At 42.9% G+C, this 14,785-nt stretch carries 15 protein-coding genes; 13 read left to right on the forward strand and 2 right to left on the reverse strand.

Annotation, left to right across the window (positions count from 1 at the left end):
* The first annotated feature begins 408 nt into the window (after positions 1-408).
* From GKG43_RS21790 to GKG43_RS21850, 13 genes are all read left to right on the forward strand, one after another.
* On the forward strand, positions 409-801 hold the full coding sequence (locus tag GKG43_RS21790; RefSeq protein WP_025655705.1) for a hypothetical protein: 393 nt from the start codon (positions 409-411) through the stop codon (positions 799-801).
* A gap of 6 nt (positions 802-807) precedes the next feature.
* Positions 808-1,311: a hypothetical protein gene (locus GKG43_RS21795; RefSeq protein WP_055152686.1), complete on the forward strand. Its 504-nt coding sequence runs from the start codon at positions 808-810 to the stop codon at positions 1,309-1,311.
* A 24-nt stretch (positions 1,312-1,335) separates the two neighbouring features.
* Positions 1,336-3,759, forward strand: a complete 2,424-nt coding sequence (locus GKG43_RS21800; RefSeq protein WP_055152684.1) for an ATP-dependent Clp protease ATP-binding subunit — start codon at positions 1,336-1,338, stop codon at positions 3,757-3,759.
* Positions 3,760-4,142: 383 nt separating this feature from the next.
* Positions 4,143-6,839: a 4-hydroxyphenylacetate decarboxylase large subunit gene (gene hpdB, locus GKG43_RS21805; protein WP_055152682.1), complete on the forward strand. Its 2,697-nt coding sequence runs from the start codon at positions 4,143-4,145 to the stop codon at positions 6,837-6,839.
* A 26-nt stretch (positions 6,840-6,865) separates the two neighbouring features.
* Positions 6,866-7,123: a 4-hydroxyphenylacetate decarboxylase small subunit gene (hpdC, locus tag GKG43_RS21810; RefSeq protein ID WP_050640828.1), complete on the forward strand. Its 258-nt coding sequence runs from the start codon at positions 6,866-6,868 to the stop codon at positions 7,121-7,123.
* A gap of 26 nt (positions 7,124-7,149) precedes the next feature.
* Positions 7,150-8,088, forward strand: coding sequence for a 4-hydroxyphenylacetate decarboxylase activase (gene hpdA / locus GKG43_RS21815; RefSeq protein WP_055152680.1), 939 nt, complete (start codon positions 7,150-7,152; stop codon positions 8,086-8,088).
* 38 nt (positions 8,089-8,126) lie between these two features.
* The gene (locus GKG43_RS21820; RefSeq protein WP_055152678.1) at positions 8,127-8,855 is read left to right on the forward strand and encodes a DUF6198 family protein; all 729 of its coding nucleotides are present in this window, start codon (positions 8,127-8,129) and stop codon (positions 8,853-8,855) included.
* A 50-nt stretch (positions 8,856-8,905) separates the two neighbouring features.
* Entirely contained in the window at positions 8,906-9,328 is a 423-nt protein-coding gene (locus GKG43_RS21825; RefSeq protein ID WP_055152676.1) for a hemerythrin family protein, read from the forward strand.
* Positions 9,329-9,427: 99 nt separating this feature from the next.
* The gene (locus GKG43_RS21830) at positions 9,428-10,240 is read left to right on the forward strand and encodes a tetratricopeptide repeat protein (RefSeq protein ID WP_055152674.1); all 813 of its coding nucleotides are present in this window, start codon (positions 9,428-9,430) and stop codon (positions 10,238-10,240) included.
* Positions 10,227-11,237, forward strand: coding sequence for a DUF4037 domain-containing protein (locus GKG43_RS21835; RefSeq protein WP_025655712.1), 1,011 nt, complete (start codon positions 10,227-10,229; stop codon positions 11,235-11,237). The genes GKG43_RS21830 and GKG43_RS21835 overlap by 14 nt, the downstream gene beginning before the upstream one ends.
* A gap of 14 nt (positions 11,238-11,251) precedes the next feature.
* A complete protein-coding gene (locus tag GKG43_RS21840; RefSeq protein ID WP_055152672.1) occupies positions 11,252-11,869 on the forward strand; it encodes a DUF4125 family protein in 618 nt (205 codons plus the stop codon).
* 122 nt (positions 11,870-11,991) lie between these two features.
* A complete protein-coding gene (locus GKG43_RS21845; protein WP_025655714.1) occupies positions 11,992-12,642 on the forward strand; it encodes a Crp/Fnr family transcriptional regulator in 651 nt (216 codons plus the stop codon).
* A 17-nt stretch (positions 12,643-12,659) separates the two neighbouring features.
* Positions 12,660-13,334, forward strand: a complete 675-nt coding sequence (locus GKG43_RS21850) for a Crp/Fnr family transcriptional regulator (protein ID WP_055152670.1) — start codon at positions 12,660-12,662, stop codon at positions 13,332-13,334.
* Between the two features lie 107 nt (positions 13,335-13,441).
* On the opposite strand, the gene ribE is transcribed toward GKG43_RS21850, so the two are convergent.
* Complete coding sequence (gene ribE / locus GKG43_RS21855; protein WP_055152712.1) at positions 13,442-13,906, reverse strand: 6,7-dimethyl-8-ribityllumazine synthase; 465 nt, start codon at positions 13,904-13,906, stop codon at positions 13,442-13,444.
* A 1-nt stretch (position 13,907) separates the two neighbouring features.
* The coding region (gene ribA, locus GKG43_RS21860) for a GTP cyclohydrolase II (RefSeq protein ID WP_129880027.1) at positions 13,908-14,785 on the reverse strand (878 nt) is incomplete at its 5' end.

Consider the following 14,785-nt stretch of genomic DNA (forward strand, 5'->3'; position numbering starts at 1 on the left):
TTATTTCTGTATAGTTTAACATTTGGACTTACCTATGTCCTGAAACTTTTTACTTACCTATGTCCTGAAACTGGACAAAGTGCATAGAGCAAGCTTAACAGCAGTTAGAGGAAACACGCAAAATCAGCCGGCCAAAAGTTGATACCGAATCAACTTTTGAATACGCCAGAGCCGTCTGCTCATCAGAGCAGGCGGTGAATGCGTATGGAGCCGGCTGATTTTGCGTGTTTCCTCTTACTGCTGTTTAGTGCGCGGACTGGTCAATCTCAAACAGGCTGTACGCCTCCCTCCGCCCCCGTCTCCCTCCCTGGCAGGCGCCCCCCACCCGCCAAGTGTGCAATATTCACTAAGTAATTTTAAATATTGTGGCTATACTGAAAATAAGTATAGAAAGGAGCGGAAAGTGCCATGTTATTAGATCAGAAGAAGTTTTATCAGGACATTGCCAGCTATTATGAACTTGACAACTACGAAGATTTACAGGTATATTTAGATCATAAGGAACAGGAAGTGAAACAGTCAGCTATGCCGGATCCGGGATGTGTTATGTGCGGCGGCGGTGATGTGGATGAAGACGGGATTGCGGCGGTTACAAGGAATTGGATCCAGGAGCGGAATCATGCAATTGCAGTTATCATTTATGAGAAGGCAAGGCTTTTAGAAAAGCTTGAAAAGTGGGAAGAATGCCTGGCTAAATATAAAGAAGCCGTACAGATGATGGAGCGGTGCAAGATGACGAATTTAAGTATTTATGAACCAGCGGTTGACAGTATCAGGTCAATTGAGGAAGAGAAGGAGTAGGTGCATATGAAAGATGTAGTTCTTGGTCAGTATAAGGGAATAGAGTTTCCTGCGCAGCTGAAGGGAAGAGAAAAAGAAGATTACCTCATGAAAATATTGGTTGAAAGCTCGAAGGCAAAGGTATCTGAAAGCAGTGTGAATGAAAGAGCGAAAAGAATGACCGAGGAGTATGCGCTTCGTTTAACCCAGCAGGGCCTGTCTATCGAACAGTATTATGAGGCTTCCAAAACAGATGAGAAAGCCTTGGTAAAGAAGATGCAGGGGATAGCTAAGAGTCAGCTGAAAGGGAAAATGATCCTGGAGGCGATCGCGGAAAAAGAGAACATTACTGTGACACAACAGGATGTAGACACCGAGATTAAGAAGTTAACTATGAGATATCCTTTGGATGAGAAGAAGATTAGGGAAATCATGCAGGGTGCAGAGGAACGGCGTTTGAAAAAGGACATTTTAACAAGAAAAGCAATGGACTTTGTATCAGAATATGCTGTGGAGGCTGCGACTGTTTGAAAAAAGTAAAGTGAGGTGATAGATATGCGTCCCTATTATGATAATACCGCCAGAGAAGTCCTTGCAATTGCGGCAGAAGCAGCAAAGAACATGGGGCAGGTCACTGTAGGAACAGAACACATTCTGTTGGGGCTGACCAAGGTAAAAAGCGGTATTACACAGACAGTATTAAAGCGGAACGGATTAGATGAACAACTGGTAACAGCGATGATTGAAGAGTGGGTACCGTCAACCGGGCTTACGATTCTGCAGACGGCCTGGAGTTATTCTCCGGAATGCACCAAGATCCTGGACAAAAGCCATAAGCAGGCCGCGTGGTTCCAGGCAGAGCTGACCGGGGCAGAGCATATTTTACTGGCAATATTACAGGACGAGACTATTTCCGTTACGCGGTTTTTTAAAGCCGCACAGGTGAATACTTCAGCCATATATGTAGATATGATCGCAGAGATGAAGCGGAAGAAAATCGGCCTGGCAAAATTGGATGAGTCCAAGACAAACTCCATCCACAAGCGTACGGAGCTTCTGGATCAGTTTGGACGTGATCTGACAGAGATGGCGAGGGAAGGGAAGTTAAGCCCATTGATTGGCAGGGAGAACGAGAGCCGCAGGCTTCTTCAGTCGCTCTGCCGCTGGGGAAAGAACAACCCCTGTCTGATTGGGGCACCTGGAGTTGGGAAGACAGCAATTGTAGAGGGCTTTGCTCTTGCTATCGCTGAGGGAAGAGTTCCGGGGATTATGAAGCATAAAAGAGTTGTTGCAGTTGACCTGGCAAGCGTTGTTGCAGGAAGCAAATACAGGGGAGACTTTGAGGAACGCTTAAAGCATATTATTCAGGAAATTACCGAATCAGGAAATGTAATCTTGTTCATAGATGAGATTCATACGATTGTAGGAGCCGGGGGAACAGAGGGCGGAATTGACGCTGCGAATATTCTGAAGCCGTGTCTGGCACGGGGAGAGATACAGGTCATTGGTGCGACGACCACAGAGGAATACCGCAGGTATATTGAGAAGGATGCTGCGCTTGAACGGCGCTTCCAGCCGATTCAGGTGGAAGAGCCGTCCGAGGTGGAAAGCCTGGCAATTCTGAATGGCGTAATCGACAGGTATGAGAAGCACCATTCGGTGAAGTTCCTGCCTGAGGCATTAGAAGCCGCTGTAGAATTATCCAAACGCTATATCAATGACCGTTATCTTCCGGATAAGGCGCTGGATTTAATCGATGAAACTGCCGCAGCTGTATGCCTGGACAGATCCGACGGTACGGAACTGGAAGCGGGGGAAGATAGTCCGGCAGAAGAGGCAGTGACTGAGATTGGTGCCAATGAGATTGCTCGTACCGTTTCACAGTGGACCGGAATCCCGATTATGCAGGTAAATGCCGATGAAGGCACCCGCCTGCTGAAGCTGGAAGAGATGATCGGAGAGAGGATCGTTGGACAGCAGCAGGCCGTTAAGGCTATTGCTAAAGCAATGCGCAGAGGGCGCGCTGGTATACAGAACCCGAACAGGCCGATAGGTTCTTTCCTGTTCCTAGGACCGACAGGAGTTGGCAAGACAGAACTGAGCAAGGTACTGGCAGAGTTTATGTTTGATAAGCCGGATGCATTTATCCGCCTTGATATGTCCGAGTATATGGAACCGCATTCCGTAGCCAAGATGATTGGTTCCCCTCCGGGATATGTAGGATTTGAAGACGGCGGCCAGCTGAGCGAGAAGGTACGTAGAAATCCTTACTCTGTCGTCTTATTTGATGAGATTGAGAAGGCCCATCCGGACGTATTTAATATGCTGCTTCAGGTTTTGGAAGATGGTCATATGACGGATGCGAAGGGCAGAAGGGTAAGTTTTAAGAATACGGTTTTAATTATGACCTCTAATGCCGGCGTCCAGAACCACGATATACACCGCAAACTTGGCTTTAAGACTGGAAATGAGAGTGACCAGGGAAGCAATGAAGAGATTAAGAACGAGATTCTGTCCGAGATCAAGCATGTATTCCGTCCTGAATTCCTGAACCGTATAGATGATATCATCGTCTTCAGAAAGCTGAACGATGAGGATATGAACGAAATTGTCAGTCTGCTGATCCAGGATCTGACGGCTCGGTGTGATGGCATGGGGATTACAGTTCATGTTGGCGAGGATGTGAAACAGTACCTGGTAGAGAAGTATGTAAATCTGCAGTACGGCGCAAGACCTCTGAAGAGAGCTGTCCAGTCAGAAGTAGAAGATGTAGTGGCAGAAAGAATGCTTTCAGGCGATATCCTTCCGGGAGATGATGTATACATCTGTATGGAGGAAGGAAAAGTAAATCTGAATGTGAATCCTAACATTGAGAGTGAAAAAGCCGGTAAAACGGTAAGAAACCAGAAAGCGGAAGAAATACCTGCAGTATTAGCTGCTGATTCCAGTGAAAAGGCAGAAATGGCAGAAGAAAAATAGGTATATTAAAAAAGTGAGAACGTAAGCATACCAAAGGGAATGAGATCCCGGTTTCTGCGCTCAGGTTAAAAGGGGAAGGAATCCCACATGTATTGTGGCATTCCTTCCCTTTTTCTTCATGATACAGGACTTGTAAACTTTGCTGGGATCCCAGGTAGATTTCCTTCGTTTTATAGGTTAAAGTGCTGAAATGTCCAATATCGTAAAATGCCTTCGAAATTCACTGCTTCACCCTTGCAACGCGCTAAATCAGCGGGGTTGAGAGAAATGCAAAAAGAAAATTAGAATTTTTCAAAGGTGTGCAATGTGCACTAACGATTAACCCTAAAAGAGAGTTAAGATGGCTATAACAACGAATTCAAGATTGAAAAGGAGGAAAAAACATGAATTCAAACGAAAGTAAAGTACAGGAAATCTTAAAACAGCGGGGTATTGATACGGCGGCAGTTGATGATGCTACAGAAGCCGATATTCCGGAACCAAGTGAACGTTTTAAAAAATTAATGGAAGTTTATTACACATTAAAGGTATCAGCAGATATGGAAACTCCATACTGGTACAACAGAATCTGGTGGGAGAACGATGGTGACCTTATTGAGGTTAGAAGAGCTAAAGCGGTTGCAGGCGGATATGCTCATACAACACCGACTATCCTTCCTTGGGAAAAACTCGTAATGAACAAATGTAAAAACGTTCGTGGCGCATTCCCATTCCCATGGGTTACAGCAAGTTTCTTCAATGCTCAGGCTGAAGCTCTTATGAACGAAGTTGATGCTCCAGCAGAGAGTTCAGCAGATGCTGTTTCTCAGGTTGGCGCCGGCGGCGGTAACGTAACAGAAAGTTACGGTGAGATCGTTTCTCTTGCTAAGAAGTTTGGTATGAGAAAAGAAGATATTCCTGTACTTGTAAAAGTATCAAAATACTGGGATGGAATTTCAGTAGAAGATATCAGCACAAAATATGGAAAGATGCTTCCTGGATATGATCAGTTCGAGAAAGTTATGGATTCAGTAGTTGTTATGTTCGATTCCTTCGCAATTCCTCAGGGACGTGAAGTTATGAACTACTACCTGCCATTACAGTATGGTTTCGATGGAATCATGGAACTGTGTGATGAGAAGATCGCAGAGTTCATGGGTGAAGCAGGCGATGACGGTGTTCTTGGCATGAGCCGTGGATACTATTACGCAGCAATGAAAGAAGTATGTAAAGGTTTAAGCCAGTGGTGCCAGAACTATGCTGACAAAGCAAAAGATCTTGCAGCACGTGAGCCGGATCCGGAATTCAAGAAGAATTACGAAGAAATCGCAGAGGTTATGGGAAATATCGCTCATAAGGCTCCAGCTACATTCCGTGAAGCTCTTCAGATGACTCTTTGCTTACACTATGGCGTTGTAAACGAAGATCCTCAGTCAGGACAGTCTATCGGACGTCTCGGACAGGTTCTGCAGCCATTCTATGAGAAAGATATCCAGGATGGAGTTGCAACAGATGAAGATATCATCGAACTTCTTGAGTTATACAGAATTAAGATTACATGTATCGAATGTTTCGCATCAGCTGGTGTATCCGGTGGTGTTCTTTCCGGAAATACATTCAACAACCTGTCAATGGGCGGCCTGGGATACGATGGCCTTACAGCAGTTACTCCGTTAGAGTACCTGATCGTTGAAGCGGGTATGAGAGCTCAGACTCCACAGCCTACACTGAGTGTACTGTATGATGAGAAAACTCCTGAAGACTTCCTGATGAAGTGTGCTCGCTGTACAAAACTTGGTATGGGATATCCGGCATGGATGAACAACCAGACAGGTATGAACTTCATGATGAGACAGTATGGACCAGAGGGAATGGGCGTTGTTGAAGCAAGGGCATGGTGCCTTGGCGGATGTCTTGAGTCATCTCCTGGAACATTCTCACCGTTGAACTACAATGGTAAAGTTACGATGGTTCCTGGCGGAGCTTCTCCGACATGTGGAACAGGTATCCACTTTACAGCACTTCCTAAGATTCTCGAGCTCGTGCTGACAAACGGTGTTGATGCAAGAACAGGCAAAGAGGTATTCCCACCTCACAACGAAAAGATTGATTCCTACGAGAAGATGGTAGATCTGTGGTATAAATATTTGGATCTTAGCAATCAGATCGTTAACAAGATTAACAACCTGCAGATGGATATCTGGAGAAAATACAATATGCCGGCAGTAGCTTCTCTGCTTAAGGGCGGCTTCTTCACAAACGGACAGCATATTGGAAACTGTGGAGCAAAATACAACGCAACAATTAACTTTGAGTCTTGCGGAACTATTACATTTATCAATGCGCTTGCTTCTATTAAGAAGAATGTATTTGATGACAAAGCATTCACACTGGAAGAAATGACAGACGCAATGATTAACAACTTCGGCTTCAAGACAGCTTATGAGACAGGCGTATTCTCACCTGACTTCAGAGAGAGTACAGATCAGGCTGAGAAATATGAAAAGATTTTCGCAGCATGTATAAATGCGCCGAAGTATGGCAATGCAGAAAGATATGTAGATGAGCTCTTAGTAGATTACGAAATGCGTATGAAAGAATACATACCTACTATCAGATCTTACTACGGCAAACCGTTGTATATGTGCCAGATTTCTGTATCCACACATGGTCCTCAGGGATTCATTACACTGGCAACAGCAGACGGAAGACTTGCGGGAACAACTTATTCAGACGCATCTGCATCTGCAGCACCAGGAACGGATAAGAATGGTATGTATGCAGTATTTGAATCTGCTACAGTATATGATCATTCTATGTGCCAGAACTCACAGATGAACTTAAAGATTCATCCGACGGCTGTTAAGGGATTAACTGGAACAAGAAAGCTTCTGGATGTTATCCGTGCTTACATGCGTAAGGGTGGATTCCACGTACAGTTCAACATCGTAGGTTCCGATACTCTGAGAGCTGCTCAGAAGAAACCAGAATCTTACCGTGACCTGATGGTTCGTGTTGCTGGATTTACACAGTACTGGTGTGAAATCGGTAAGGCAATTCAGGATGAGGTTATCTTTAGAACAGAATACGACGAAGCATAAAAAAAGAGAGAGATGGAGGTAGAATCATGAAACATAACAACTGTGTAAATTATATAAATCTTGACTGCGAAAAAGGTATGTGTGCACTTTCAAAAGTGATCGTTCCGATCGATGGCGAGGGAAGCGATGCCTGCCCGAAGTTTGAAGCAGCTCCGGCTTGCGGAAACTGCCAGAATTTTGAAAATCCTGATAAATACGGAATCGGAACATGCAAAGGATTCTGCAAAGAAAACTGGGCTTATTCAACATGTGGAGCATTTAGCTGCGAAAACTACAAAAAATAAAAAATAATTAATTAAGGAAGCCATATATGGAAAAGAATGGATTAATTTTCGATATTCAAAGCTATTCCGTGCATGATGGACCGGGCTGCAGGACGAATGTATTTTTCATAGGCTGTCCGCTTGAGTGCAGATGGTGTGCCAATCCGGAAAGCTGGAAAAGAAAAAAACATATAATGTTTGCAGAGAAAGTATGTAAGTATGATAAGGGTTGCAGGGCATGTAGAAATACATGCCCCAAGGACTCTATCAAATTCGATGAGAATGGGAAACCTAGCATAACATGGTCCATTTGTGAAGACTGCGAGAGCTTTGAGTGCATAAGCATATGTCCGAACAATGCCTTGAAACAGTGTGTAAAAGAGTACACAGTAGACGGTCTGATGAAAATATTAAAACGGGATTTTAGTAACTGGGGTTCCGAGGGCGGTGTTACGTTTTCAGGTGGCGATCCGCTTATGCATCACGATTTTCTGTATGATGTGCTGATGGAATGTAAGAAGTCACAGATACATACGGCAATTGAGACGAGCGGCTTTGCAACGGAAGAAAACTTTTTAAAGATATTAACAAATATTAACTTCGCTTTTATTGATGTGAAGAATATGGATGCAGAGGCTCATAAGTGGGGGACGGGCGTCGGAAATGAATTGATTCTTTCTAACATAGAGGCTTTGGTAAAATCCCCATGGAATGGACGTCTGGTACTTCGTCAGCCGACGATCCATGATTATAATGATAGTGATGAAAATGCAATGAAATTGATCGAGTTTATGAAGAGGCTGGATCTTTTTGAAATCAACCTTCTGAAATTCCATCGTATGGGAACCTCGAAATGGGAACAGCTTGGAAAACAGTATGAATACGTAGACCACGGGGATATGACAGATGAAAGAATGAAAGAACTGCAGAGTTTATATCTGGACAATGGAATTGCATGTTATATTGGTGACGACACACCTTTCTAAAGGACACGAATTCACATAAGGAAAATGGAGGGGCAGGAATGTCTAATTCTAAACCAGGAAATATCATAAAACAAAGTATATGTTATATAGGCGGATTATTTATTATTACAATTGGTATCAATATATCCAAGATGTCCAATCTGGGTATCTCTCCGGTAAGTTCTATTCCAAGAGCAACAGAACAGATCTGGGGCTTTACTCTGGGCGTAACAACATTTATTATTTACATCTTTTTGGTATTGGCGCAGCTTTTGATTCTCCGGAAGAATTTCAAAGTTAGAAATGCCCTGGGAATACTGCTGACGTTCGTATTCAGTTGGATGATCGACTTAACCGGTACAGATCCAAAGGCGCTGGGACACCTTATGCTTAATTTCCCAAGACCTCAGAATTATATTATGCAGTTTATCTATATGATTATCAGCGTAATTATTATTGGTATCGGCGTATTTCTCTATCTGCGTCCAAACTGGGTTCCGATGCCTGCAGAAGGACTGGCAGGCGCAATTGCACAGGTTTCAGGAAAGACATTTGGAGATTGTAAGACAATTGTAGATACAAGTATGATCGTTATCGCACTAATTCTTCAGTTAATATTCCTTGGAGGACTGCAGTCTTTCGTTGGGGATGGAGTTGTAGTAAGAGAGGGTACGATCATTGCGGCAATCTTTGTAGGCCAGGTAGTAAAATTCCTGTCCAAACGTTTTGCAAAGTCTATTGAAGGCTGGCTTCATGCAGGTGAAGAAAGAGCTGAAGCAAAGGCTTAAAACGTAAAATTGTATTACAGTATTGAATAAAAAAACAGGAGGATATGTGAATGAAAGCATTATTTACACCGAGTCTTTTGACCGGCAATGAGATGATTGACGCACATCATAAAGAATTATTCAAACGTGCCAACGATTTATTTGAAAGCATTGAAAATGGAGAAAGTACTGAGAAAGTTCAGGAGACCCTGGGATTTCTGGCAGATTATACGACCTACCATTTCAGTGAAGAAGAAAAACTGATGGATGAAGTACAGTTTCCAAAAACCGATGCTCACAAAGAAATGCATGCTGCGCTTGTTGAAGATGTAAAGAATCTTGCAGTAAAACTCGCAGCAGAAGGCCCTACAAAGGAGTTTGAGGAGCAGGTTAATAAGAAAGTCGTTGAATGGTTATATACTCATATTAAAGTGAATGACCAGGAACTGGCAGAGTATAAGAACGTTAGAAGCCAGATGGATAATTTACAGTAATATTTTATAATTTGGTTTCAGTTTTAGCTTATGGATAACAGAGGCGGTGAGATTGGGAGGAATCCGGATTTCATCGCTTTTTTAGAAAGAAGGGGAAATATGGAGATAAAAAAGATACTTGAAAAATCAGACGAACTTTTTGCAAAAGGAAAATCTAAAGAGGCCTGTGATTATCTGGAAAACTCCCTGAAGACGGCCCATTCGGAGAGCGATTGGGCATCACAGCTTACCATACTAAACGAGCTGATGGGATATTACAGAAGTATCAGCCATCTGGATCAGGCATGGGAATATGCTTATGAGGCATTAGAGATTGTTATGCAGCATAAACTAGATGAGACACTGGCAGGAATGACGACTTATCTGAATATAGCAAATATCTACCGTGCGTCCGGGCAGGTAGACAAGGCCATGGAACTTTATCTTCAGGTAGAAAAAGTATATAAGCGGGAAAATTTAGAAGTTGACTATCGTCTTGGCGGTCTTTATAATAATATGTCAGTAGCATCATTGGAGGCAGGCAGACTTCAGGACGCTGTGAAGTATGGTGAACAAGCCGTAAAAGTACTGGAACAGGTACCGAATTCAGCAGACGAACGGGCAACAGTATATGGGAATTTGGCAGGTGCATTTCTCAGGGTGGAACAGCCGGATTTTGAGCGTGTGCAGTCCTATCTGGATCAGGCTGTAGAGCTTTTTGAAAAGGAATGCGATAATAGTCCGCACTACTGCGGCGTGCTTGCCATGAAGGCATATACGGCGTATTTAAGCAAAGATCTGGAAGGCTCTCTTGCAATGTATGAAAAAGCTATGAAAGAGACAAAGAAGCATTATGGGGAAAATTCCGATTATAAACGTCTTGTAGAAAACTACAATGCGATCAGGAGGAAATTGGAAAATGGTACAAAGTAATGGTCTGCAGCTTGAGAAGAAGGGGCTGGAGCTCTCCCAGGAATATTATGAAACGATCGGAAGGCCTGTATTAGAGGAATTATTTCCTGCTTATATGGATAAGATCGCCGTGGGCCTGGTGGGCGAAGGTTCCGAGTGCTTTGGATATGACGATATGATTTCCATGGATCATGATTACGGACCTAGCTTCTGTATTTGGCTGACCAAGAAGGATTATGAAGTAATTGGAGAGGAGATGAGCGAAATATACGACGCGCTTCCCAAGGAGTACGGCGGGATCTCCGCCAAGACTCACCGGACCGAGGCGGAAGGGCGCAGAGGCGTTTTAGAGATTGATAAATTCTACCGGAAATTCCTTGGGGCAAGAGGAGTTCCAGAAAAACTGCCGGACTGGCTGATCATACCGGAACATTATCTGGCAGTGGCAACCAACGGTAAGGTGTTTGAGGATAATCTGGGAGAATTTACGGGTATACGCGAACAGCTGCTGGGATATTATCCGGAAGATATCCGTCTGAAGAAGATAGCGGCCCGCGCGATTACCATGGCGCACTCAGGCCAGTGCAATTACAGCAGGATGATGAGAAGGCACGACACCGTAGCGGCAGTTCTTGCCTTGTCTGAATTTATTCGTGCAGCCATATCCATGGTGTATCTGTTGAACAAAAAATATACCCCTTACTATAAATGGATGTGGAAGGGGATGAAAGGAATGGATAAGCTGACTGAAGTCAGGACAATCCTGAAAAAGCTTGTGGATGTGGGGCCGAACAGAGGCAGCTGGTATACAAACGAATGGAATACCTACCAGATTGAGCTGAACAGGAACGACAAAGTGATCGTTATGATAGAAGACATCTGCGCTCTTGTTATCGAGGAAATGAAGAATCAGGGAATCAGCAACAGCTCATCCGATTACCTGGAAGAACATGCCTATGCAGCAAGGCATCGTATTAAGGACGATACGATACGTTCCCTTCCTGTAATGGCATCATAAGAGAGGATGATATTATGGTAAGCATAGACGATATTATCAAAGAGGAATGGCGTCAGTTTCAGCTTGTGAAAAATGAGGGAGGCCGTGCGGACTGCCAGGATAATTGGCAGGAGTTTTATATTATGCGGAAAAGCCAGTTTATGGCCTGGCCAAAAGAGATTACAGACAGCTATTATATGGATTTGATGAAGGCAAAAGCGAATGGGCGTAATCTGCTGTTTGAAAAATATGCGTTTATGATGAAGGACACTATGCCGGAGCGGTTTGAAGAGCTAAAAAGCGTGCTTCCAAAGATTTCGGAGAAAAAGCGGCGCCTGATCGATCACATTGCGGATATACAGCTCCAATGGGCGGAAGATTTTAAGCGCAGATATCCTGCATATGCGGGACAGGGGCGGCCTACATACACTTCAGAAGAAAATGGGTATACAACTTCTATAGAAACTTATCTCAAAGGTGAATTATCTACCTATGGTGAGAATACTATTATATTATACGCAGCATTTCTGGAAGAATGTGTGCAGAAGGGGCTGAATCTGACAAATGTTGTCAGGAAGAATATGGCAGTCCTGCAGGGATATGGTTCTATAGATGAAGTGGAAAAAGCATTAACTATTGAGAAAAAATTGTGAAAATTAATGAAAAATTAACAGTTAATTAGCAAAAAATGTACAAATTGATAAAAAGTGTGAAAAGTTTACTACCTCTGTTTATGTGAAATAATGTAAAACTACAGTGAAAGGAGAGTGAGCTTATGAAGTTGGAACAAATCGCCATTTATGATTCTATTGAAGGTTACATGGAGCAGATTCCGGTTATTAAGGTAAAAAAAGGTGAGTATATTACGAAACGACGTTCATCCCGGGATGGGACACCGAACAAATATTACATATTAAACGGTCAAATAAGAGTCTGGAACAATGTAGGCAGCAGGAAAATCTGGGTGGATGAAATCGGTGAGGATTGGTTTGCCGGCGATTTGAGCGACGTATATGAAGAATATTTGAATTGTGAGTCATGGGCTGTAAAAGATACGATGTTACTGGAATTTAACGATGAGATATTTGAAAAGTTGTTAAATGACGTCCGATTTGCCAAGGCATTCTATTATAAGATGAGCCAAAGGGTTTATCATATGTACAAACGTATGCTTATGAACAGCATGTACAGCCAGAAAGAGATATTAGCAAGCTACATTCTTTCAAATTCTAAAAAAGACAGAATGGTCTGTCCAAATATGAACGCGCTGTGCGAGTTTTTAGGCTTTAGCAGGAGGAGCCTGTATAACACATTGAATGATCTGATAAAAGACGGAACTTTAGAGAAAGATGATAATTACATATATATTAAGGACAGGGAAGCATTGGAGGATCAGGGGAAACACGTCATAGAGTACATGCTTTAGAAGAGGGGATTAAAAACTTGGATAATCACAGCATGATCAAGAATACTATGATCTATGAACATATTAAAGATTATTTACCGGTAATTCCAATATTAGAGTTAAAGAAGGGGGAATATTTATTCAGGGCTGAACGAAAAACTGGCAATTTGTTCTATATTTTTGACGGGCTTATTAAAGTAGAAAACATCTCATATAATGGCAAAAAGCTGATTGTTGATATATTGGATGCGGACAACTTTGTGGGACCCATCAGCAGTATTCATAATGCGGATTTTCAATGCTCCGGTGTGGCGGAGACAAATGCAAAAGTGCTGGTATTGAAAAAGTCTCTTATGGATGAGTTGATGCAGAATGATGAGTTTTTAGTGATGTTTTACCAGAAAACAAGTAAGCGTGTCTATGTGATGTATAAAAATATTCTCGCGAGAAGCCTTTTCGGCGAGAATGAAATCCTGGCACATTATATATTGAAGCATTCCAGCGGCGATATTTTTAAGTATAAAAGTATCTATAATATCTGTGAAAATCTGGGGATTAGCAGAAGAGGAATATATAATATTCTATACCGTTTTGAAGAGAGTGGATGTATAGAAAAACTAGACTCAGGATATCGGATCATGGACAGGGCATATCTGGAAAATGTGGCCGATCAGATGATAAAATATATGAAGAACAGTGAGGATGAGGCGTAGCTGAGAGATTATTTCAAAATAATAAAAAGGAAAGATATACGATAAATTTTGCGGTTAAATGTCCGTACAGCTATAAACTTTTGCTGTACGGACATTTTTGCACAATTCTAATCCATAGAGCGGATCAAATTCACCATTTCGATTGCTCCCTGCGCACATTCGAATCCCTTATTGCCAGCCTTTGTACCTGCACGTTCTATCGCCTGTTCGATTGTATCAGTTGTAAGAACACCAAACATGACGGGAATATCGCTGGCCAGGCTTGCATGTGCGATGCCCTTTGAAACCTCGCTGCATACATAATCATAATGGCTGGTGCTTCCCCGGATGACTGCCCCTAAACAAATTATGGCGTCATACCGTTTACTTTTGGCCATTTTTGAGGCGATCAGGGGAATCTCAAAAGCGCCAGGCACCCATGCAATTTCTATATCGTTTTCTTTTACATTTTCGCGTCTTAATCCATCGATTGCTCCGGCCAGCAGCCTGGATGTAATAAACTCGTTGAATCTTGCCGCTACAATGCCTACTTTAATATTTTCAGAAACTAACTTTCCTTCATATGTTTTTATGTTATTTATGCCCATATGATTTTCCCTCCTCGATGTTTAATGTGTGTCCCATACGTGTTTGCTTTGTCTTTAAATAGAACCGGTCATATTCGGTTGCCTCGATTTCTATCGGAAGCTGCTTCGTAATGGATATTCCGTAATCCTCAAGCTGATATACTTTATCCGGATTGTTTGTCAGCAGATTTAGGGATTTAATACCTAAATCGCGCAGAATCTGTGCCCCGGTATAATATTCTCTAAGATCTCCCTGGAATCCTAATGCAAGGTTGGCATCTATGGTATCTAATCCATTCTCCTGTAATTGATATGCCTTCATTTTATTAACTAGGCCGATTCCCCGTCCTTCCTGCCGCATATACAGTAGCACGCCGGTTCCTTTTTCCGCAATCATTCTCATTGCCTGATCCAATTGCTGCCCGCAGTCGCAGCGCAGCGAGCCAAATACATCACCAGTCAGGCACTCTGAATGAACACGGCATAATATGTCATTTCCGCTTGATATATCGCCCATTACCAGGGCCATATGGTGTTCCCTGGTTAACTTGTTGACATAACAGTAAGCGGTGAAATCCCCATATTTTGTGGGCATACTTGTAACGGAGACACATTCTACCAAAACTTCTTTTGTTTTTCTATACTCCTGTAATTCTTTAATTGTAATGTATGGCAGACTGTATTTTTCCGCGAACTTTTTCAACTCAGAAGTTCTCATCATCTCCCCGTTGTCTCTCATGATTTCGCAGCAAAGCCCGCATTCTTTCAAACCAGCCAGACGCATAAGGTCAACAGTTGCCTCTGTGTGTGCAGATTGCCAGCCAAAACGGCCACCTGTGCCATATTCGGCGGCCACCCTGGAACTTAAATGGCGGTCAGCCAAGG

The organism is Eubacterium sp. BIOML-A2, from assembly GCF_009680135.1.
Classification (GTDB): domain Bacteria; phylum Bacillota; class Clostridia; order Lachnospirales; family Lachnospiraceae; genus Faecalicatena; species Faecalicatena contortus_B.